This is a genomic window from Terriglobia bacterium (assembly GCA_020072845.1).
Classification (GTDB): Bacteria; Acidobacteriota; Terriglobia; order Terriglobales; family Acidobacteriaceae; genus JAIQGF01.
In genome coordinates, this window is sequence record JAIQGF010000009.1 from 67,182 (window position 1) to 89,887 (window position 22,706).

The window sequence follows — 22,706 nt, forward strand, 5'->3', positions numbered from 1 at the left end:
ATGAAGACCCATCAAAAACGCATGTGGGCGCCGGCCCTTCTCGCTGTCGCCGCCGCCGCGGCGGTTTATATTGCATGGCAAGACAAACGGCCACAGCAGGTGATTTCACCGCAAGGCAGCGAACAACGGCTGATCACTCCGGCAGTGGCAGCGCCCGCCCCGCCTCCGCCGGTTGCTGGCTCGCGACCGCCTGCGCCAATGCCGGCACTATCTCCCAAGTCGCAATCAAAACGCGCTTCGAGCTCGGGACTTCCGTCCCGTGCTTCCGGTACCGTCCTTCGTCCGCTGCTGATATCGTTCTCGCACTCGGCACACCTGTCGACGTTTCCGGTACACCGCTTCGCCTCACCGTAACCGGGTTTGCCGATTCCCGCTGCCCTCCAGGAAAGTCGTGTGTTTGGCAAGGCGAGCTTGCGGCAGCCGGAGAGGCGGTCAATACGCAAACCGGCGAGAAGACCGAATTTCGCTTCGGAACGGTCAAGATGCCGGAAGCGCAGATTCTCGGCTACAAGTTCGAGCTTGTCAGTATTGATGCGAAGCGCAGGATCTTGTGCCTGCACCGACTCCCCTAGAAGCGCACAACTTTCCCATGACGAGGCGGTCTGCGGCTGCTGTTCATTGAGTGCACGCGCGCGCTGATGGCGGGCTCTCATGCATTCGTTAGGCGTTCCGCCGCCATCTTCACGATCTCCCGGCCGATGACGATCGAGGCCGTCGCTGCGGGCGAGGGAACGTTGACGACGTGCACGGCGCGCTCGCTGACGGCAAACCGAAAATCGTCCACCAGTTTGCCGCTGCGGTCCACGGCTTGCGCTCGCACGCCCGAGCCGCCCGGCGCAAGATTGGCGGCCTGCAACTCCGGGACTAGCCGTCGCAGCGCCTTCACGAACGCCGCTTTGTTGAGCGACCGGTAGTACTCGCCGGCGCCCACCTTCCAGAACTTGCGCGCCATGCGCCAGAAGCCGCCGAAGGTCATGGCTTGGCCTAACTCGCCGATGCTGATGTCGGTCTTGCGATAGCCCTCGCGGCGCAACGCCAGCACCGCGTTGGGGCCCGCTTCGATGCTGCCGTCCACGCGCCGGGTGAAGTGCACGCCAAGAAAGGGCAGGTCGGGGTCGGGTACGGGATAGATCAGGCCGCGCACCAGGCTCCGCCGCGCGGGCGCGATCTCGTAATACTCGCCGCGAAACGGAATAATCCTGACATCGGTTTCAGCACCTGCCAAACGGCTGATCCGATCGCTGTACAGCCCGGCGCAGTTGATTAGAAATCCTGCACGGTAATCCCCGCGCGTAGTCTGCACCACAACTTCTCCGCTGCCGCGCACGATCCCCACGACTTCCGTTCCCGTCAGCACGGTTCCATTCGCCGCCGCGACGATTTCCGCATACTTGCGGGTGACGGCGGCGTAGTCCGTGATGCCGGTGGTGGGCACGTGCAGTGCGCGGATTCCGGCGGCGTGCGGCTCCAGTTCGCGCAAGCGCTCCGGGCCGATCATCGCCAGGCCGAAGACACCGCTGGCATGACCACGGCGCTGCAACTCCTCCAAGCCCGGAAGTTCGCGCTCGTCGGTCGCGACCACCACCTTGCCGCAGATCTCATACGCGATGCCATGCTCGCGGCAGAAGGCGACCATGGCGGAGGCGCCGGCGACGCACAACTTCGCCTTCAGCGAGCCGGGACGGTAATAAAGGCCAGAGTGGATAACGCCGCTGTTGTGGCCGCTCTGGTGGGCGGCGAGGCCGGCTTCCTTCTCCAAGACGGCGAGGCGCAGGGCGGGGAAGCGGCGCGTAACTTCCATGGCGGTGGCGAGTCCGACGATTCCGCCGCCGATAATGATGAGATGGAAGTGGTTATCAGTCATGTAACGTTTGTTTGAAAGTAAACATTAGAACGTCCCCGGACCCCCTCCCCCCATTCATAATGGAATCAGAAACTTACACCCGAGATCACGGCGCCATTCAGACTGTAGCGCGAGCGCAAATGGTGAAGGTGGTGCCGGGGAGTCGAGAGTACCACCATAGTTAATGGAGATCTGAACTGCCGGCGGCACTCTGCACTAGTTCACCTGCAGGGTGATCTGTGTGAAGTGCGACAGGGAGGTGGCCCCGCTGCCGGAGGCGCCGGTAACGGTGATTTGGTATGTGCCCGCGGGCGTGCCCGGCTTGGGGATCGGTGGCGTGGTGGTGCTACCGCCGCCGCCTCCGCCACAACTTGCCAGCATGAGCAAGATTCCGAGCACTACAACCAGCCCGATATGACCGAGCAATTTTCCGCGCCGGTTCCTGGGCGTAACCCCGATTCCGATGATCCCAACCACGATGCCGGGCAAGGTCAGCCAGAAGGCGTAGAGAGGAACGGTATGTCTGTCCGAAGGCGGGCGCAGTAGCGACACACTGGGCGCGGTGGTGGTCACGGTGAGCACGGTGGAAACCTGACCGTTCGTTGGATCCAAAGTTATGGACGAGGCGTTGTTTGCGCCAAACTGGCATGCGGCGAGACTCGGCACGCCCGAAGTGCACGAGACCGTGACGGACCCCGTCGCTCCTGCCGACCCTGGTGCGATTGCAATGGTGTAGACCCCGGACTGACCTGCTGTCACCGAGCCGGTGGTGGTAGTCGGGGTCATCCTGAAATCGAGAACCGGCAGATTGGGCGTCATGCTATGGCTGACAATCGAGTCCGATGTCGCGATGGTAATCGCGTAGGAACCGCCGCAGGAATTCGCGCTGTTGGTGCAGTTCGGGCCGGAAATGGTTGCCGTCGTAAGCGGCACGGATACAGATCCGTTAATGGGGAAATTTGGTCCCGGCGGGTTGAGCGAGCATCCCACGCCGGAGCCGGACGGCCCGGTGCACGTCACGTTCACAGTTGCGTTAAAGCCGTTTAGCGGGGCGATGGTGATTGGAATCTGGGTTGATCCGCTGGCGCCATTCGGTATGACCGCAGCCGGAGTCCCTGTCGTGAGGGCATAGTCGATGATCGAATAGTTGAACGTCTGGCTCTTGCTGGTAGTCGTGTCTTGAGCGGTGACAGTGACCACCTGGTTTGTTGCCGGGGTGGCGACCGTGGTGGTAACGACCACGTTGACCGTCTGAGCGGTCGACGACGTCGCCGGGGTGAACGTAAGCGTTAAGGTAGTCAGAATCGTTGTCGGAGAACTTGGTAAAGAAAAGCCGCATGATGTACCGGTCGAATCAGACAGGGCGCATGTGAGCGAAACTGTGCCGGTGTACGCGGAAGGTGTAATGGTCACGGTGCCAGAAAGTGGCTGTCCGGGTCTGGCGGGCGTGGGAGACAGGTTGCCGGCCGAAATTCCCCACGAGTTGCCGGTCACATTCAGCGTCAGCGACTGCGAATGCAGAACCACGCCGTTGGTAGTTGACACGCTGGCGTTGACGGCGACCGTGTAGGTCCCCGGCGCGACGGCGGAAAGCGGCAGGGTCACTTGCACCGAGGTGGCAGTTGTCTGCCCGGCGGTGAGGCTCGGCGAAGCAGGAGTGAAGGCGCAGGGTCCTGCGCCGGTTGGCAAGCCAGTACAGGAGAGACTTACCGTGCCGGACAGCGTGGTGTTCGGCAGGAGAGTGAAACTGCTGGCAGCCGTGTCGGTCGTGCTCAGGTTCAAGCTCGCCGGCGACAGCGCACTCATGGTGAAGTCGGGCGGCGTTGTCACACTTAGGGTTGTCGTCGTTGTCTGCGAGAATCCGGAATAGGTTCCGGTAATCGTGATTGAATAGCTGCCGATAGGGGTGGTCGAGGCCGTCGGGATTGTGACGCTTACGCTGGCGGTTTGCCCAGCACTCAAGGTCGGAACGGCGGGTGAAAAGCCACACGGGCCGGCGCCTGCCGGCAGTCCCGAGCATGCGAAGGAAACATTGATGGTGCCGGAGACAGCAGTGGAGGCGGTGACCGTAAAGCTGGTGGTGGCGGCACCGCCTGCGGGAGCGCTTGTGTCGGCGGCTGCTCCCAGGCTGAACGGGATGACGGAGTTGAGAGTCACCGGAAACTGCTGGGTCACGGCTTTGGGATCGCCACCGACGGCGACAATCTTGAAATTAAAGGTGGCTGCGGTGGAATCGCCGACAGTCACGGTGAACGTGGTGGCTCCTGGGGCTAGCGTCGGCGGGTTGGCGGTGCACGTCGAGGGAAGGGCGCCGCCGACCGGCTGGCAAGAAATAGAAATCGAGGAGTTGTAGCCGTTGAACAATGTGATGGTGCCGTTCAGGGTGGCGGTTTGGCCGACGATGGAGGTTGCCGCTGCCGGAGTAACACTCAACTGAAAACCGGGCGCGGTGCTGATGGGAATTTCCCAGATGCCGCGGCCGTAGGTGGAGGCGCGCAGGCGCAGCGGAATGGAGTCGCTGGGATTGTTGTAGATCTTTAGCTGCGTGATCGTCACATTGGGCAGGGAGCCGGCGCCGGAAGAGGGGCCAAGCTCGGTCCAGGTGCCATCTCCGATTGACTGGAATGCGCCGACGTCGGTGCCGATATAAACCAGGTTGGCGACGCTGGGATCGGCGACGACGGCGTCGGCGGGGGCGTCGGGCAGGCCGGTGGTGCTGGGATCGCCGTCGAGCTTGGCCCAGGTGACGCCGGCGTCGGTGGTCTTGAAAATGTGGCCGACGCCGAAGCCCATGACGGTGACGTACGCGGTCTTGCCGGTGGCGTCCTTGGGATCCAGCGCAATGCCGGAAATGTTGTAGTGCTTGGGATTGATGTTGCAGGCCGACGGCGTGGAGGTGCAGGCGGTGCTAGGGTTGGTAGTGAGGCCACTGACCTCGCTCCACTTATTCGGCGTTGTTGAAAGATCAGCATCTGCTTGAGTGGTTACCCACACCTGGCCGCCGCAGGGAAGGCCATTGGGACATTGCACAGCCGCGCTGCTGGAATCGGCAATGCCTTCCATGCCCGCCCAGACGACCTGTGAGCCTCCACCGCTGCTTGTTCCAGGCGTGGCTCCCGGATCGCACGTTCCGTTGCACGGGCCGCCAGCGGTGATGGTGTTCACAAAAAATGGCGTGCTCGCGCCGCAAGTGGCCCCGCTTCCTGTCGTGCCGGTGTCGAAATTTTGACTGAGCGGACTCCCACCGCCGGACGACCAGTCGCTGCCGGAGCCGTCGCTATTGCCGCGCCAGACGCGGCAAGAGCCCACCAGCATTCGGCCTGAGGCCTGCGGATCGAGCGTGAAAAACGTGTAGAAGGACGAATTGTCGCTGCCGATCTGGTTTTGCGTGATGGCCGAAAGGAAAGTCTGAAACGTGCAGGTAATCCCTGTCGCACAGCGCTGAATTCCGCCACCCAGGGTGAGGGGGGCGGGATTGGAGGTGAACCATTCGTTGGCGTTGAGCGGGTTGATGGCGTTGAATCCGCCGTCACCATTGTTGACTTGCAGCCAATTGCCGGTGGAAGGAGAAGCGCTGCTCACCGCCGGCGATCCATTGTCCTGAGTGCCGCCGACCAGGGTCGTGGCGTCGGAGGCGGCCTGCGAGAAGCCCACAAACTGGATCATGGAAAAGCCGGTGGAGGAACTGAGGTTGTCAAATGGGCTGGCCGGTGTTGCACCCGATGCCGGACACGTTCCGTTGGTCAGCGACGAGCTTTGCAGCACGCGATAGACGCCGCCATCGTTGCCAAAGAAGACGGGAGGGCTGAACGTGGGGTGGGCGGCGAAAAACGCGCCCGTGCCGTCGTTCCCCAGGAAATCAACGCCGTGTTCGTCGGGATGAACGTGGGCGATATTGGCAGTCGGGCTGCAACCGTATACATGCGTCAGGTTCAAAAAGGGCGACGTGGTGCAGGTGGCGTTGGTTACCGGATTGATGGCGCACTTGTATTCGTTGACGCCTCCGGCATAGAGATCGGTAGCGGAAGTGCCGTTGGGCACCGCGGCGAGCGCGATGTTGTAAGTGCCTTGGCCGGTGGAATCGTTGCCGCAACCCTGCTCCGGTCCACAGTTATCAATGCCGGTGGTCGAGATCTGCGTCCAGGCGCTTTGCCCGCCGTCTTTGGTCTGGAAGATTCCGATGTCATTCTCGCTGGAGTTGTAAACCCAGACGTACATCTCGTCGCGTCCGGAGACGATTGCCATCTCCGCGCGGTAGAGGGGACAACCGCTGCTTGCCGGGGAGGAGGGGCAATTGGACAGCGTGATGTTGGCGGGTTGGTTGGCCAGGCGCGTCCAGGTGGCGCCATCAGCAGAGGAATACACGCCGTGGAAGCGGAGGTTGGCGTAGAACTTGTGTTGCTGCGCATTGTAGATGACGGCATTGGCGGAGCCGGGATCGGGAGTAATTTGAGTCGCACCCGATGAGTCATCGGTGACCTTTGCACGCGTCCAGGTGATGCCCACGTCCGTCGAGAAGTAGATTCCTCGGGCATTGCTGCCGCCGGTCTCGGCGCCGACGCTGATGCCGCCGCTGGCCGCCGCGGCGGTGGCGACCACGCGGCTAGGGGCATCGGTGCTGAAGGCAATATGCGTGAACCCCAGGCCATGGAACGACACGGTTCCCGACGCAGCGCAGGCCGGATTTTGAGTGGGGCAGGTGGCGCTGCTGATCAAGCTCCAGGTGGCGCCGGCGTCGGTGGAGCGCAGGATGCCGAGGCCGTAATACGAATCGGCGGAGTTGTTGGCCTCGCCGCTTCCGACCAGGATGAGGTTGCTGTTGCCGGGCTGAAGCGCGATGGAGCCGACCGTGAGCGTCGCCTGGCCGTCGGTGAGAGGAGCCCACGTTACCGGCGCGGTGCAGACTCCGTTGCTGTCGCAGGTGCGCGCGGCGCTCACCGCGTTGGTGGTCTTCCACACGCCGCCGGATGCGCCGCCGATGTACACCGTGTTGCCGGTTGTGTCGCCCTGGTCCACCGCAACCGCGGTGACGCGTCCCACGGCGGGGCCGTAGTTCTGCTGCTTGAGGTTGTTGAAGGCGGCGGTGGAGGTTGGGGCTGGGCCGAGGAAATTCCACGGCGCACTGCCGGCCGGCGCCGGCACGAACAACGGCCTGGGAGACGCGGTGGTTCTACCGGATGTGCCCTGAGCGGCAGTGGCCCAGGCCAGTCCCAGTAAGCGGCGATTATTCAGCTTCTGGTCGTAGGCGCGGTGGAGCTGCTCGGCGCCGGGCTTGCCGTCCACCATGCGCCCGCGCATGAACCACTTGGCGCGCTCCTGGGGCCGGTCGCGCTCGCTTTCAGCGGGATTTTCCGTTGACACTTTGGCGCCTTGCGCGAAGGCGGTCGAACAAAGCAGCAATAGAACCATGGGAAAGGACAGGAATGGCCTGACAACTGATCTCATAATTCCTGGCAGCAGAAGGATTCTGGGAAAGCGGTCAAGTATGTTGCTGGCTAGGAACTCTGTCAATCGGGAAGGGAACCTAAGAAAGGCTTCAGGCTCCAGGCTTCAGGCGCAAGGCAGAAACGGTTCGATTTTCTTTGGCCGGTTGAGCTTGGTCGGTTGAGTTTCGTGCCTAAGGCTTCCAGCACGCCTGGAGCCCGAAGCCTGAAGCCCGCAGCCTAGTCTTCCAGCACCGGCATGTGCTGTAGAACTTCGATGGCGCGGGGGCGGTTGGAGAGCACTTCGTCGCGGCGGATTTTTCCATCGCGGAAGAAGAGATTGCGCTTGGCGAACTGCGCAATGTCTGGCTCGTGCGTAACCAGCACGATGGTCAGCCCGCGCTCTTCGTTGAGGCGCTGGAAGATGTCCATGATTTCCACCGCGGTGCGGCTGTCGAGATTGCCGGTGGGTTCGTCGGCGAGCAGGATGGTGGGCAGGTTGACGAGCGCGCGAGCGATGGCAACACGCTGCTGCTGCCCGCCGGAAAGCTGGGAAGGGAAGTGCTCGGCACGATCCGCGAGGCCGACCTGGTTGAGCGCGGCCACGGCGCGGCGCGTCGCTTCCTCACGCGGGATGCGGGCATAATGCGTCGGCAATTCGACATTCTCCATGGCGGTGGTGCGCGCCAGCAGGTTGAATCCCTGGAAGACGAATCCGATTTTGCGGTTGCGGATGGCGGCCAGGTCGCGCTTGGTCAGGGTGGAGACGTCGGTGCCTTCCAGCACGTAGCGCCCGCTGCTGGGCCGGTCAAGGCAGCCAAGGATATTCATGAAGGTGGATTTGCCGCCGCCGCTGGCGCCCATGACGGCAACGAACTCGCCGGCGGCGATGTCCACCGAAACACCGCGCAGGGCGTGCACCTTCGCTTCGCCCAGGTCGTAGTACTTGTGCACCTCTTCGACATGGATGACGGGGGTGGAAGCGGTGGTTTGTGATGTCGAGGATGTGGTCGTTTGTGAAGTGGTTCCCATGAAGAATTAAAGTATCACTTAAAGTCTGCGGCACGCTCTCTGGTTTGTCATCAACCAACAACTGCCAACTGCCTTACCGTCCCGGCGGGCGACCACCCATTGGCCCTCCCACGCTCGCACGCCCGCTCTTGCTGGCGCCGATGATGAGTTCGTCGCCCTCCTTCAGGTCGCCGTGCAACACCTGCACCAACTCGGTGACAGTGTGGTCAGTAATGCCGGTGCGTACCTGGACGGGCTTCAGGGTCTTGTCGGCCAACTGCGTCCAGACAATGCCGAGATCGGTCGGCGCTGCTTCGTGCGGCTTCACGCCGCCGCCGGGCTGCTCGCCGCCCTGACCGGCGCGGTGTCCACCGGTACTGGGGGCACCGCTTGCGACTTGAGCTCCCGGACCGCGCGCGCCACTCGCGCGTGGCTGGCCTTGGGCTTGCGGCGGTCCTCCACTCGCTTGCGTTGCCGGTTGTGCAGGGACTTGCGCCGGCGTTCCCGGCTGTCCCTGACCTTCGCCTTGCCCCGCGCGGCGGCGTCCGCCAGCGGGCTCGATGCCGTTCTCCTTGAGCAATGCGCGGAGTTCGTCAGGCTTTAAGTCCGGCGTGTAGCGGAGGGCCCCGTTGGGAATTTTGATGACATCACGCGCGCTGGCCACCGGGATGGTGACGTAGGCGGTCATGCCGGGAAAGAGCTTGAGTTCGGGATTGTCGAAATCAATGATGGTGTCGTAGGTGACGACGTTCTGCACCGTGGTGGGATTCATGCGGATCTGCGAAACCGCGCCGCTGAAGGTCTCGCGTGGGAAGGCGTCCACCTTGAAGGAAACCTTTTGGCCGACCCGGATCTGGCCGACGTCGCTTTCGTCGGTCTTGGTGTAGACCTGCATCTTGGTCAGGTCCTGCGCGATGGTGAACAACGTGGGCGCCTGTAAGGAGGCGGCGACGGTCTGTCCGACGTCGATGGCGCGGTTGACTACGGTGCCGTCAATCGGGGCGTAGATGGAGCAGTGATCGAGATTGGTTTGCGCCACTGAAACCGCGGCCTTGCGCTGTTCGACCTGGGCCACGGCCTGCGTCACTTGGGCGTCGGCGGCGGAAACGGCAGCGACGGCGGAGTCGTAATTGGCCTTGGCGAGATCGAGCTGCTGCTGGCTCATGACGCCCTGCCTGGTCAAACCCAGGGTGCGCTCGTAATCGGCCTTGGTCTGCTCCTGCGCGGCCTTTGCTTTTTCCAGATTTGCCTTGGCGGAAGCGACATTGGCCTTGGCGTTTTCATAATCAGCCTTGGCTTGGAGCAGCGCGCCGTCGAAAAGCGAGGGTTCAATCTCGGCGATCAACTGACCGTGCTTGACCTTGGAATTGAAATCGGCGTGGAGCCGGTAGATGTTCCCGGAAACCTGCGATCCGACCTGGACCGAGGTGACGGCGTTAATGGTGCCGGTGGCATCCACCACGGCGCGGATGTCGCCGCGCTCCGCCCGGGCGGTAAAGTATTGCGTTTTGTCCTTGCGATTGAGTCCGAAGGCCGCAAACAGCACCACGGCGACCAGGATGACGGCCACAATCGTCCATTTGTTCTTCAGTATGTTCACGAGGGAAACAGCCTCTCTTATGACTTATGATCGCAGATGAGCACGGTGCAATCTTTAAGTGTATCTCGCCCTGCCGGAGAGCACTGCGCGTTTTTACAAAAAATTACACCCTGCATCTATTGTGGCGCGCGCGGAATGGAACCGCAACTGGCTTCGGATTCCGGCCCCTGAGACCGGGCGCGTACAATCGTTGGTCCAAGATTCGATGCTTTTTCGCGGGAGAGGTCTATGACGCGGGTCACAAGAGCAGGGCCTGTCGGTCCGCCGGTCTGCCGGTCCATCGCAGTTGTGTTGCTGGCCGTCATTTGCGCAAGCTGTGCGCTGCAGGCGCAAACCACTCTGACCGTGGCGGCCGCTGCCAATCTTGGCCCCGCCCTGCGCGAGATTGCCGCCGACTTCGAAAAAAGCAACGGAACGCGTGTCACGCTGGTGTACGGGGCTTCCGGTAATCTGGCGATGCAGATCGAGAACGGCGCCCCCTTCGACGTATTTCTTTCCGCGGACGAGGATTACCCGCGCAACCTGGAAACCAAAGGTGCGGCTGCACCCGGGTCACTTGCCGTTTATGCGACGGGGAAACTGGTTTTGTGGGTCACAAACGCGTCCGGCATTGATGTTGGCCGACTCCAGCCGCAGATGTTGCTCCTGGATTCCGTGCACAAAATTGCCATTGCCAACCCGCAGCACGCGCCTTACGGCAAGGCAGCAGTCGAGTTTCTTCGCAAAGCTGGACTGTACGAGCGTGTCGCAGGAAAATTCGTCCTGGGGGAAGACGTTGCGCAGACGGCAGAATTCGTCCGCTCGGGTAACGCGGATGTTGGCATCATTCCTCTGTCACTGGCGCTCGCGCCGGCGATGAAGGAGCGGGGAAAGTACCAAGAGATCGCGGCCGGCTTGTATACGCCGATCCGGCAAGCCGGCGTGATTCTTAAGAGTGCGAAAAATCCATCCGCAGCGGCGAAGTTTCTTGATTACATCAGGTCGGCGGAGGCGGCGGCGGTGCTGACGCGTTATGGCTACGAGCCGCCGGGAACGCAACGATGAACTGGCAAGCTTTCGCCCTGACCGCGCGGCTGGCGGTGATCGTGGCCGGTGTGCTGGTGGTGATCGGGTTGCCGATCGCCTATTGGATCACCTATTCGCGCTGGCGCTGGAAGTTCCTGATCGAAGCCGTGGTGTCGGTCCCGCTGGTGTTGCCGCCGACGGTGCTCGGTTACTACCTGCTGGTTTTGTTCGGCAACGCGACGTGGTTCGGGCGTTGGTATCAATCGCTGACCGGCCACACGCTGGCGTTTACCTTTGCGGGCCTGGTGATCGGCTCGATCTTGTATAGCCTGCCCTTCGCGGTGCAGCCCTTCGCCGCTTCGTTTGCGGCCGTGGACACGCGCCTGCTGGCGGCTTCGGCCACCTTGGGGGCTTCTGGATGGCGGACGTTCTGGCGCGTGGTCTTGCCGCTGTCCAAGCCGGGGCTGGTGACCGGAATCGCTCTCAGCTTCGCGCACACGGTCGGCGAATTTGGCGTCGTGCTGATGATCGGCGGAAATATTCCCGGCGTGACGCGCACCGTCTCCATTGATATTTACGACCGGGTGCAGGCGTCGGAGTTCGCGCAGGCGGGGCAAACCGCGCTGCTGCTGCTGATTTTTTCCTTTGTTGTGCTCTCGCTGGTGTATGCGCTGAACCGCAAGGTATGGGCGGTCTGGCCGTTTCGCTAGCAGCTCGGAACTTGCTGCTTGCCCTGCGCCTCCTGCTGGGCGCGCTCGATTTCCTGGCCGATGCGATGCCAGACCAATGCCGCCGCCACGAACACCAGCACCACCGCGACGGTGATGCTGATGGTGACCACCGCGTACTGCTGGGGATGGCGGAAGACGCGGATGATGCGGCGGCTGTAGTGTGACGCGATCCAGGCCACCAGCGAATAACGAAACGCGCGCCCGGCGACGAGCGCGGCCAGGTACTTGCGAATCGGAAATTTCAGCGCCCCCGCCGCCACGAAAAACGGCGAACTGGGAAATGGCGGCGGCGCGACCCCCGCAATCACCACGGCGAACACTCCGTACTTTTCCAGCATGCCGTCAACGCGGGCGACCCGCGCCGCCCCCATCCGCTTCTGCAGCCACCCGGTCCCGGCGCCGCTGGCCAAGCGGTACATCAGGTAGGCGCCGGCCACCGATCCGGCCGTGCTCATCATGGCGTAGTACCACCACAGGTCGTGATGGCGCGCGGAGAGCACGGCGTTGAAAATATCCAGGCTGCCCAGCGTCGGAATGAACGAGCTGTCAATGATTCCGATCAGACACAAGCCGGGCCCGCCCCAGCGGCGCAGGGTGGTCCAGAGGGAAGCCGCTGCCAGGAGCTTCACCTGAGGCGCGACTTTAGCGTGCACGATTTTGGCCGGAACGATTTCCATCCCACAGCTAGCTTAGATGTGAATTGCGGTGCGCGGCGGGAAAAAGCGACGAGGCATCAATCATGGCAGCAGCGACCGATTACAATGTCCCGCTACGACCTGCCCACCACCATCCGCGCTCGCCGTCTCGCTCCGCAAGCGGCTGTCCGAGAGCTTCACGCTGGAAGTGTCGTTCACGGCTGCCGCGGGCATCACCATGCTGTTTGGGCCATCGGGCGCGGGCAAGACCACGCTGCTGGAGTGCATTGCCGGGCTGCTGGCGCCGGACTCGGGGCGCGTCGCCGTGGGCAGCATGGTGCTGTTCGACTCCGAGACAAAGGTGAATGTGCCGGTGGCAAGCCGGCGCGTCGCCTATGTGTTCCAGACGCTGGCGCTATTTCCCCACATGAGCGTGGAAGCGAACATCGCGTATGGTCTTGACCGCTTGCCGGAGGAGCAGCGCCGCCAAGCCGTGGACGCGATCGTGGACGCATTCCGCATCCGGCATACTCGCGAACGCCGGCCAGGGGAAATCTCCGGTGGCGAACGGCAACGCACCGCCCTGGCGCGCGCGCTGGTCACCAATCCGCGCGTGCTGCTGCTGGACGAGCCGCTCTCCGCGCTCGACGTTGCGACCAAGACGGCGATCATCCAGGACCTGCGCGCCTGGAATGACGCGCACCGCATTCCCGCGCTCTATGTCACCCACAGTCGCGACGAGTTGTTTGCGCTCGGCGAGGGCGTGATCGCGCTGGAGCAGGGAAGAGTGGTCGCGAATGGATTGCCGCAGGAGGTGCTGCACGCCCCCCGGCTGGAGTCGCTGGCGCAGGCGGCGGGTTTCGAAAATATTTTCGACGGCACGGTGGCCGCGCTACACGAGGACCTCGGGACCATGACGTGCCGCATCGCCGGGGATGTGCAACTGGAAGTCCCGTTGGGGCACGCCGCGGTTGGAGAAGCGGTGCGCATCGGCATTCGCGCCGGCGACATCCTGCTGGCCAAGGCGAAACCGGAGGGGCTGAGCGCGCGCAACCTGCTGCCCGCGACCATTGTTTCGCTGGTGCGTCGCGACGTGACGGTGGTAACGCGGGTGCGGTGCGGCGACGCAGCCACCGGTTCGGAAATGGAGGTCCACCTCACGCCGGCGGCGCAACAATCCCTGGACTTGATACCCGGACGCGCGGTGTGGCTGGTGATCAAGACCTATTCCTGCCATCTTCTGCGGTGAGAAATTCCCACCTACTCGAAGCCGACGAATACCGGCTCGGGCGCCAGGGCTACGCCGACTTTGTCCTGTACGGCGCGGCGAATCTCGTCTTGCAAGGCGATGACTTCGGCTGCGGTAGCGCCGCCGCGGTTCACGATGGCCAGTGCGTGCTTGCGCGAGAGCCCGACATGGCCGCGGGTGTACCCCTTGTGAAACCCGGCGTTCTCGACCAGCCAGGCGGCTGGAATTTTGCAGCGCCCGCCGGGCGCGGGATAGCTCGGCACGGTTCCGCCGGCGCAAGCGGCAACGCGCTCGTACTCCGCCGCATCGAGCACGGGATTCTTGAAGAATGAGCCGGCGCTGCGCGAATCCTCATCGCCTTCCACGATCAGCATGGCTTTCGACAAACGGATTTTTCTTACCGCCTCGCGCACCTCAGCGAGTGTGGGCCGGGTGGTCGCGGGCAAGGAGGCAAAATATGCTTTCAGGTCGCGGTAGTGGATGGTCGGCTCTCCTCCCGCTTGCAGCGCGTACTTCACTTTCAAAATGATGTAGCGCCCGCGCTCGCCGCTGTTGAAGATGCTGCAGCGATACGCGAACCGGCACGCCTCGTTGCAGAGGCTGCGCAACTGCCCGTCGCGGAGATCCAGCACCTGTACTTCCGCAATGGTTTCGGAAACTTCCTGCCCGTACGCGCCGACGTTCTGCACCGGCGTGCCGCCCACGGTGCCAGGAATGCCGCTCATGCATTCCAGGCCGGCGCAATTGGCCGCGACTGCCTGGGCGACGAGCGCGTCCCACGCGACTCCCGCGCCGGCTTCAAACATCTGCTTTCCGTTTTCCGAGAGACGCTCGACACCGCTGATGCCGATGTGGAGCACCAGGCCGGGAAACCCGGTATCGGCGATCACCAGATTGCTGCCGCCTCCGAGTACGAAGAGCGGAAGCTGGCGCGACTTTGCCCAATCCACCGCCTGCCGCGCGTCCGCGGCGGTGACGGCGGTCGCGAAATATCGCGCCGCGCCTCCGACCTGCAGCGTCGTCAGCGGCGCCAGCGGCACATGTTCGACGATTTGCATGCGCTCGAAACTATACACGGAGTACTGCCAGCTACCCGGCCCCGCACAGGCAAAGAAAAAAACCGGCGGTCGTGGAACCGCCGGTTGTGATTTGAATTCCAAGCTGGCGCCGCAGCTTATGGTGTCACGGCCTTGTGCTTGTACCTGTCGCCTCCAAATACGACCGACTGTAAAACTTTTTCGCCGGCGTCGTTTTTGGTGGTGTCGTACTCGGTTTCAGCCGCCTTGTTGTCCAGTTGCTCGATGGTGCAGTTGACGCGCGCCCGTTCTTTGTTGCCCGCGTCTTTGAAAACGAGCACGTGGTTGTCGCCATCTACGAGCTGCTGGGCCTTATAGGTGCCCGCGGGCAGCATGGTCGTTCCCACCTTGGTTGAGTTGTAGAAGGTGATGCTCCACGTCTTGCCGGCACGGGGGGAGGACGCGTCCGCTGCGAACGCGCCCGCGGCAATCGTCACCAGCAGAACCAACACCAGGGTTTTCGTTACTCTGTTCATCGCAATTCCTTCCTGCGTTGAGCCGGCGTGGCTCCCGCAATCGGCGTCGTCAGAGTCCGGACTGCCCTCGTCAAGCACCGTCCGGAGCGGGCGACGCGCACTTTGTGGTGCGCGGCGGTGCTCGGCCGCACCATCAGCGAATAGGGTTTGATAGACGCTAACTTTCAAGCAAGGTGAGCACAGCAGAAGACCTGAAGGGACGAAACCCCAAGATTAGGGGGCGGGCGCTATCATTTTCACCGCGATTCCATTGGGCTGGATTCCGACCGGCACCATGGTAAAAAGCGCGCGCTGCCGGTTCGGATTCTGTCCCTTGATGATGGCCTCGGGCAAGCTGATCTTATCGCCGCGCGGCAGCTTGGTGAGCCGCACCACCGCGACGTCGCCGGGCTGCGTATCCAGCGCGAGCAGAAAATCCTCCGCCGGCGTGAGCGCCAGTTGGTCGGGATGATTGCCCACGGAAATGGAATCAATGACGCGCCCGGTGTCAATGCTCAGCACCGACACCGCGTCCGAGCCGAAGTTGCTGACATAGAGCAGGGAATTATCGGCGCTGACCACCGCGTGCACCGGCTGGTTGCCGATCAGGTAGGTGGCGCCGACCTCGTTGGCCGCGGTCTCGATCACCGAAACCGATGCCGAATCGAAATTGCACACGAACAGCTCGCCGCCGTCGGGCTTAAGCGCAAGGTGGATGGGAGTCTTGCCGACATCGAGCAGGGCAAGCAGCTTGTCCGACTTCAAATCAATCGCCGCCACCTGCGCCGACCCGGTGCAGGCGACGAAGGCCTTGCCGGAGTCGCGGAGGATGGCAATGTCCTCGGGGTGTTCGCAAATCGGCACGGTGGCGCGCACCTGCATCTTCGCGGTGTCCAGGATCGACACGGAATTGCCGCCGCGGTTGGACACCACCACGGTTTTTCCATCCGGCGAGACGCGCGCCAGTCCCGGCGCCGCGCCCACGCCCACGGTGGCCAGCACGAGCCGTTTCTCCAGATCGAGGATGCTGACGTTGGCGGAGCCGGAATTCGCCACGTAGCCGCGCGTCCCGTCCGCCGAAACGTCGATAAAATACGGCGCGCGATGCACGCCCACGGTCGCGACCACCACGTTTTTCGTCGCGTCAATGAAGCTGATGTTGTTGGACTCGGTGTTGACCGCGTAAATCTCGTTCTTCTTCGGGTTGGCCGAGACGCCCGTGGGATTGCGTCCGACAGCGATCGTCTTTGCGATCTTGAACTGGCCAAGATCGATCACCGAAACGCTATCGCTCTTTCCATTGCTGACGTAGGCGTTCAGGTCGCCGGGGTAATCGCGCTGCTTGCGCCGGCAGCCCGAAAGCAACCCCGCCGCGAGCACCGCGACAGCGACCAGGATGAGGAAGTTTTTTCTCAATGTAGAGCGATTCCAGCAAGAACGGCGCGGCTCCTTCCGCCGCGCTGCGCTCGGCGTCAGGACAAGCTCTGCCGCGCGGTAAATCACACGATCACCTGATCGCCCGATTACCGGATGTGTGTTGCCGCCACCGCCACGGGTTGCGGAACCGTGCGCTTCACAATCGGCGCGATCTGCCGCATTTCGGCGATCAATGCCTCGAACTGCTCCGGGTAGATGGACTGCGGGCCGTCGGACAAGGCGCGGTCAGGATCGTGGTGCACTTCCACGATCAGTCCATCGGCGCCGACCGCGATGGCGGCGCGCGACAGCGGAATCACCTTGTCGCGCTTGCCGGTACCGTGGCTGGGGTCCACCAGGATGGGCAGATGGCTGAGGCGATGCACGGCCGGCACGATGCTCAGGTCGAGCGTGTTTCTGGTGTGGTCGGCGAAGGTGCGCACGCCGCGCTCGCAGAGCACCACCTGGTAGTTGCCTTCGCTCATCACGTATTCGGCCGCCATGAGGAATTCTTCCAGGGTGGCCGACATGCCGCGCTTCAGCAGGACCGGACGCCGGGCTTTTCCGGCGCGCTTCAGCAGCGAGAAATTCTGCATGTTGCGCGCGCCGATCTGGATCATGTCGGCATAGCGCTCCACCAGGTCGAGCGATTCGTAGTCCACCGCCTCGGTCACGATCAGCAACCCGAAGCGGTCGCGGATCTCCGCCAGAATGCGTAGGCCTTCTTCGCCCAGTCCCTGGAAGGCGTAGGGCGAGGTGCGCGGCTTGTAGGCGCCGCCGCGGAAGAAGCGCGCGCCCGCTTTGGCAACACGCTCGGCGACCGCAAACGCCTGCTCGCGCGATTCCACGGCGCAGGGCCCGGCGATGACCGCCAGGTCAGCTCCGCCGATAGTAGTGTCGGTGCCGGGAAATGCGATGACCGTATCTTCGCCCTTCACATCGCGGCTCACCAGCTTGTACGGCTTGCTGACCCGGATGACATCCTGGACGCCCGGCATGTCCTCCAGGCCGATTTCCACCATGCCCTGGTTGCCGGTGATGCCGATCGCAGTTCGTTGCGCGCCCGGAATGGCGTGCGGGCGCAGCCCCATCGACTCGATTTTTTCGCAAACCGCGCGCACCTGCTCTTCGCTGGCGTGCGCATCCATGACGACCAACATAATGACCTCTATGCTCCCGAGACGAAACATCTAGTCTAATGCCAATGCTGCACGCGGGACAATGGCTTCCGCCAATCCGGTGATCGGGTGATCTGGTGATCGGGCGATCTGGAATGCGGCGAGGCTGCGCGGTTTAATGTCATCACATTGCGACTTCCTCGGTCTGCATCCGCTCTGCTTCCTCGCGCAGATTGGCGAACAGCGCGCTGCTCAAGTAGCGCTCGCCGAAATCCGGCAAGATGACAACGATGAGTTTGCCCGCGTTCTCCTCGCGCCGCGCCACCTGCAACGCCGCAATCACGGCCGCGCCCGACGAGATCCCCACCAGCAAGCCTTCTTCGCGCGGCAGGCGCCGGGCCATGGCAACGGAATCGTCGGTTGGAACGGCAATCACTTCGTTGATGTAATCGGCGCGCAACACATCAGGGACAAAGCCGGCGCCGATACCCTGCGAATTATGCGGTCCCGGTTTCCCGCCCGAGAGCACCGGACTCTCTGCCGGTTCCACCGCCACCACGCGGAAAGAAGGTTTTCTAGGCCGGATGTACTCGGTGACGCCGGTAATGGTGCCGCCGGTGCCGGCGCCCGCCACCATGATGTCCACCTTGCCGTCGGTGTCCTCCCAGATTTCCGGCCCCGTGGTCTCGAAGTGGATCTTCGGGTTCGCGGGATTGGAAAACTGTTGCGGCATGAATGCATTCGGAGTCTTCGCCAGCAGTTCATTGGCTTTGGCGATGGCGCCCTTCATGCCCTTGATTCCGGGGGTGAGCACGACCTCGGCGCCAAAGGCGCGCAGCAACACGCGCCGCTCCTGGCTCATGGTGTCCGGCATGGTGAAGATCATCCGGTATCCGCGAATGGCCGCCGCGAAGGCCAGACCGATGCCGGTGTTGCCGCTGGTCGGCTCGATCAGCACCGTCTTGCCGGGATCAATGGCCCCCGCGCGCTCCGCCTCGCGGATCATGCTGACGCCGATGCGGTCCTTGACGCTGTTGCAGGGGTTGAAGCTCTCCAGTTTCGCGACCACCGTCGCGCGGCAGTCCTCGGTCACGCGGTTCAGCCGCACCAGCGGGGTGCGGCCAATCAGTTCCGTAACATCGTTAGCGATCTTCATAGTCACCAAAAGTCCTTTTGGGAAATCGTGATTCGTGAGTATTGATTTTCTGATGCGCGGGTCGCGACCAGCGATGACAAATCGTCAATCGTCAATCGTAAATCATCCATCTAATTCGCGATGCCCCGCTCCATGGCGCAGGAACAGAAAGACATTCTCAAGCTGCCGCCGCCGAAGACACCGCCACGCCGTACTGCGCGCCGCATCGGCATCCATACCTCCACCGCGGGCGGGGCCGGGAATGCCGCCGAGCGCGCTTACCGCCTGGGCTGCAGCGCCTTCCAGATTTTTTCGTCGAGCCCGCGGCAGTGGGCGCCGTACCAGCTCACCAGCTCGCAATGCGATGCGATGAACCGCCTGCGCCTGCAATATGACCTGAAGCCGCTGGTAATCCACGCCAACTACCTGGTGAACCTGGCGGGCGGCAATTCCGAGTTTCACCGCAAATCAATCGCCGCCTTCCGCGGCGAGATCGAACGCGCCCTCGCCCTGTGCGCCGACTACCTGGTGGTCCATCCCGGCTCGTTTCGCGGCATGACCCGCGAGGAAGGTCTGGCGAAGGTCGGCGCGTCGATTGCCGAGGCGGCCGGCGGTCACGATCTGCGCCGTGGCGGCCTCACCGTTCTCATCGAAAATACCGCCGGCGCCGAGTTTTCCCTGGGCGGCAGCTTCGAGCAGGTGGCGGCGCTCGTCGGCGTCCTGCGCGACATTGTGCCGGCCGAGGCCTGCATTGACACCTGCCACACCCATGTCGCCGGCTACGACATCGTTACGGAAGAAGGATACGCCTTGACCCTGGAGCACCTGGACCGCACGGTCGGGCTGAAGAACGTGCCTGTCTGGCACTGCAACGACGCCAAGGCGGCGCGCGGCTCCCATCTGGACCGCCACCAGCACATCGGGCAGGGAACCATTGGGCTGGAGCCATTCCGGCGGCTGCTGAACGATCCGCGGCTTGCAACGTGCGCGTTTATTGCTGAGACGCCGATTGATAATCCCGGAGACGACTTGCGAAATGTGGAAACGCTGAAGTCCCTGGTCGCCGACAAGGCGGTACGAAAGCAGAATGCGGTAGGCCCCGGCGCCCCCGCCGGGGCCGCTGCCCGCGCTCGCCGGAAGTGATGTGGCGCGGGCGCCCTCGCCCGCGCGCCGCCGACCATCGACCATCGACCATCGACCTTGTAAAATCAAGAATTGCTTTCATCAGGACTACGCATTCATGGCCGATACGCCGCAGATTACCGACCGCCGCGAAGAGCGCTACGATCCCCAGCCGATCGAGGAGAAGTGGTCCGCCCGCTTCGAGGCCGACCCCGAACTCTATCGCGCCGAGCCGCCCAGCACCGACAAGCCCAAGTATTACGTCCTGGAAATGCTGCCGTACCCCAGCGGCGCGCTGCACATGGGACACGTGCGCAACTACTCCATCGGCGACGCCCTCGCCCGTTACATGTGGATGAAGGGCTATAACGTGCTCCATCCCATGGGCTGGGATTCGTTTGGTTTGCCGGCGGAAAATGCCGCCATCAAAGCCGGGGTGCAGCCGCGCGAGTGGACGTTGGGCAACATCGCGCACATGAAGTCGCAGATGAAGCGGCTCGGCTTCGCCTACGACTGGCAGCGCGAGATCACCACCTGCCTGCCCGAGTACTATCGCTGGAACCAGTGGCTCTTCCTCCAGCTCTACAAACGCGGGCTCGCCTACCGCAAGAAGAGCAAGGTGAACTGGTGCCCGGAGTGCGCCACCGTGCTCGCCAATGAGCAGGTGGTCAAAGGCTGCTGCTGGCGCCATGAGACCACGCCGGTGGAGCAGCGTGAGCTGGAACAGTGGTTTCTGCGCATCACCGATTACGCAGAACAACTCCTGCGCGACCTCGACCAGCTCAGCGGCTGGCCGGAAAAAGTCCGCATCATGCAGCAGAACTGGATCGGCCGCAGCGAAGGCGCGCTGGTGGATTTTCAGGCCGAAGATGCTGCCGACAAGATCTCGGTATTCACCACGCGCATTGACACCATCTTCGGCGCCACCTCCATCCAGCTCGCGCCCGAGCATCCGCTGGTGGACAAGCTGGTAGCAGACAATGCCGAACTGCGCACGGATATCAACACGTTGGTCGAGGAACAGCGGAAGGCCAAAGAAGTCGGGGATGTGGGCGCCATCGAGAAGCACGGCGTGTTCATCGGCCGCTACGCTATCAACCCCTTCAACCAGGACAAGGTGCCCATCTGGGTGGCGAATTACATTTTGATGGACTACGGCACGGGCGCGATCATGTCCGTCCCGGCGCACGACGAGCGTGATTACGAGTTCGCGAAAAAATATGAACTCGAAGTCCGCGTGGTGGTGCTGCCGCGCCGGGAAGGGGAAACCGACGAAGAAAAATTTTCCGATGCCACCATCCCCTACAGCGGGACGGACTCGCTGGTCATCAACTCGGGCGAGTTCAGCGGCCTGGGCTGCGTGGAAGCGATGAAGAAGATGGCCGCCTTTGCCCGGGAGCACGGCTTCGGCAAACCGACCGTTACGTACCGGCTGAAGGACTGGGGCATCTCGCGCCAGCGCTACTGGGGCACGCCCATCCCCATGCTCTATTGCGAGCGCTGCGGAATTGTGCCCGTACCCGAAAAGGAGCTTCCGGTCAGGTTGCCGGAAAATGTCGAGATCACGCTCACCGGCGGGTCTCCGCTCGGGCGGCTGCCGGAGTGGGTGAACACCGCGTGCCCGAAGTGCGGTGGCCGCGCGCGCCGCGAAACCGACACCATGGACACCTTCGTGGATTCGTCCTGGTACTTTTATCGCTACACCGACGCGCGCAACGACAGTGCGCCGTTTGACAGCCGCATTGCGAATTACTGGTTTCCCATCGAGCAGTACATCGGCGGCGTCGAGCACGCCATCCTGCACCTGATCTACTCGCGCTTCTGGACCAAGTTCATGCGCGACATGGGACTGGTGGCGAATGCGGAGCCGGTACAGCGCCTGTTTACCCAGGGCATGGTGATCAAGGACGGCGCCAAGATGTCGAAGAACTTGGGGAACGTAGTCGCGCCCGACGACATGATTGCCCGTTACGGCGCCGACGCCACCCGCATGTACACCCTGTTCGCCGCGCCGCCCGACCGCGACCTCGACTGGCAGGACGCCGGTGTCAAGGGGGTGCAGGACTTCCTCTCGCGCGTGTACCGCTTCGTCTCCGCCAACGCCAAGCCGAATGTCCCGGGGTGGCGCGGCCCTGTCCCTGCCGAGCTGTCGCCGGAAGCGCGCCGCATGCAGCGCCGCCTGCACCAGTCCATCAAGCGCATCAGCGACGAGTTTGCCGGACGCTGGCACTTCAACACCTGCGTGTCCACCCTGATGGCGCTGGTCAATGAGTTCTACCTGCTGCGCCCGGAAATTGAGCGCGGCCTCATTCCGCTCCCCTTACTGGCACAGGCGCAGCGCGATCTCGTGCTCTTGCTGCATCCCTTCGCGCCCTTTTTGTCGCACGAACTCTGGGAAATGCTCGGAGAGAAGGGAAGCCTGCTGCGTCATCCCTGGCCGCAGTACGACCCGGCGCTCGCCCGCGAGGAGCAGGTCGAAATTGTGGTTCAGGTGAACGGAAAAATTCGCGCCCGCCTGCTGGTGGCCGCCGACGCCGGCGAAGAAGACGTGCGCCAACTCGCCCTGAACGATCCCAAGGTGCTCTCCTCGCTTGACGGCAAGAAAATCCTGAAGGCGATCGTGGTGCCGCACAAGCTGGTGAACATCGTCGTGAAATGAGCGCGTTTGCGGGTAGTGGCATGAGCAGAGTGCGCGCAATAGTGGCCGGAATCGTGGCCCTCGGCCTTTCTTTTCCGGTATTGCGGTTAGCAGCAGAACTCTGCGCAATCCTCATTCGCCGACAGTGGCCGAACGCTTGGTTTTCAGGTTTGATTACCTGGTACGCCCTTTTCTTCGCTGCCGGATGTTCAGTCGTAATTGCTGTGTTTGTTGGGCGATATGCATTCA

General features: G+C 62.9%; 16 protein-coding genes. 6 read left to right on the plus strand and 10 right to left on the minus strand.

The window, feature by feature from the left end; translation table 11 throughout:
- The first annotated feature begins 74 nt into the window (after positions 1–74).
- The gene (locus LAN70_09400) at positions 75–572 is read left to right on the plus strand and encodes a hypothetical protein (protein ID MBZ5511370.1); all 498 of its coding nucleotides are present in this window, start codon (positions 75–77) and stop codon (positions 570–572) included.
- Positions 573–649: 77 nt separating this feature from the next.
- Here LAN70_09400 and lhgO read toward each other — a convergent pair whose 3' ends face one another.
- The 4 genes from lhgO to LAN70_09420 all read right to left on the minus strand — a co-directional run bounded on the left by lhgO (position 650) and on the right by LAN70_09420 (position 9,877).
- Complete coding sequence (gene lhgO / locus LAN70_09405) at positions 650–1,864, minus strand: L-2-hydroxyglutarate oxidase (GenBank protein ID MBZ5511371.1); 1,215 nt, start codon at positions 1,862–1,864, stop codon at positions 650–652.
- Positions 1,865–2,059: 195 nt separating this feature from the next.
- Positions 2,060–7,204: a hypothetical protein gene (locus LAN70_09410; protein MBZ5511372.1), complete on the minus strand. Its 5,145-nt coding sequence runs from the start codon at positions 7,202–7,204 to the stop codon at positions 2,060–2,062.
- Between the two features lie 302 nt (positions 7,205–7,506).
- Positions 7,507–8,298: an ABC transporter ATP-binding protein gene (locus tag LAN70_09415; GenBank protein ID MBZ5511373.1), complete on the minus strand. Its 792-nt coding sequence runs from the start codon at positions 8,296–8,298 to the stop codon at positions 7,507–7,509.
- Between the two features lie 73 nt (positions 8,299–8,371).
- Entirely contained in the window at positions 8,372–9,877 is a 1,506-nt protein-coding gene (locus tag LAN70_09420) for an efflux RND transporter periplasmic adaptor subunit (protein MBZ5511374.1), read from the minus strand.
- A gap of 228 nt (positions 9,878–10,105) precedes the next feature.
- Between LAN70_09420 and modA the strand changes: the two genes are divergently transcribed.
- Entirely contained in the window at positions 10,106–10,921 is an 816-nt protein-coding gene (modA, locus tag LAN70_09425) for a molybdate ABC transporter substrate-binding protein (GenBank protein ID MBZ5511375.1), read from the plus strand.
- A complete protein-coding gene (modB, locus tag LAN70_09430; protein MBZ5511376.1) occupies positions 10,918–11,592 on the plus strand; it encodes a molybdate ABC transporter permease subunit in 675 nt (224 codons plus the stop codon). The genes modA and modB overlap by 4 nt, the downstream gene beginning before the upstream one ends.
- Here the strand turns inward: modB and LAN70_09435 are convergent.
- The gene (locus tag LAN70_09435) at positions 11,589–12,290 is read right to left on the minus strand and encodes a VTT domain-containing protein (protein MBZ5511377.1); all 702 of its coding nucleotides are present in this window, start codon (positions 12,288–12,290) and stop codon (positions 11,589–11,591) included. The genes modB and LAN70_09435 overlap by 4 nt on opposite strands.
- 28 nt (positions 12,291–12,318) lie before the next feature.
- Between LAN70_09435 and modC the strand changes: the two genes are divergently transcribed.
- Complete coding sequence (modC, locus tag LAN70_09440) at positions 12,319–13,497, plus strand: molybdenum ABC transporter ATP-binding protein (GenBank protein MBZ5511378.1); 1,179 nt, start codon at positions 12,319–12,321, stop codon at positions 13,495–13,497.
- 11 nt (positions 13,498–13,508) lie between these two features.
- On the opposite strand, the gene LAN70_09445 is transcribed toward modC, so the two are convergent.
- From LAN70_09445 to cysK, 5 genes are all read right to left on the minus strand, one after another.
- Positions 13,509–14,555: a UDP-N-acetylmuramate dehydrogenase gene (locus tag LAN70_09445; protein MBZ5511379.1), complete on the minus strand. Its 1,047-nt coding sequence runs from the start codon at positions 14,553–14,555 to the stop codon at positions 13,509–13,511.
- Positions 14,556–14,671: 116 nt separating this feature from the next.
- Entirely contained in the window at positions 14,672–15,049 is a 378-nt protein-coding gene (locus tag LAN70_09450) for a hypothetical protein (protein MBZ5511380.1), read from the minus strand.
- Between the two features lie 213 nt (positions 15,050–15,262).
- Positions 15,263–16,444, minus strand: coding sequence for a hypothetical protein (locus LAN70_09455; protein ID MBZ5511381.1), 1,182 nt, complete (start codon positions 16,442–16,444; stop codon positions 15,263–15,265).
- Positions 16,445–16,551: 107 nt separating this feature from the next.
- The gene (gene aroF, locus LAN70_09460; protein MBZ5511382.1) at positions 16,552–17,604 is read right to left on the minus strand and encodes a 3-deoxy-7-phosphoheptulonate synthase; all 1,053 of its coding nucleotides are present in this window, start codon (positions 17,602–17,604) and stop codon (positions 16,552–16,554) included.
- 142 nt (positions 17,605–17,746) lie between these two features.
- Positions 17,747–18,718: a cysteine synthase A gene (gene cysK / locus LAN70_09465; GenBank protein ID MBZ5511383.1), complete on the minus strand. Its 972-nt coding sequence runs from the start codon at positions 18,716–18,718 to the stop codon at positions 17,747–17,749.
- 120 nt (positions 18,719–18,838) lie between these two features.
- Here cysK and LAN70_09470 point away from each other — a divergent pair, with 120 nt between their 5' ends.
- The gene (locus tag LAN70_09470) at positions 18,839–19,840 is read left to right on the plus strand and encodes a deoxyribonuclease IV (protein MBZ5511384.1); all 1,002 of its coding nucleotides are present in this window, start codon (positions 18,839–18,841) and stop codon (positions 19,838–19,840) included.
- A 97-nt stretch (positions 19,841–19,937) separates the two neighbouring features.
- Positions 19,938–22,478, plus strand: coding sequence for a leucine--tRNA ligase (gene leuS, locus LAN70_09475; GenBank protein MBZ5511385.1), 2,541 nt, complete (start codon positions 19,938–19,940; stop codon positions 22,476–22,478).
- Positions 22,479–22,706 lie beyond the last annotated feature (228 nt).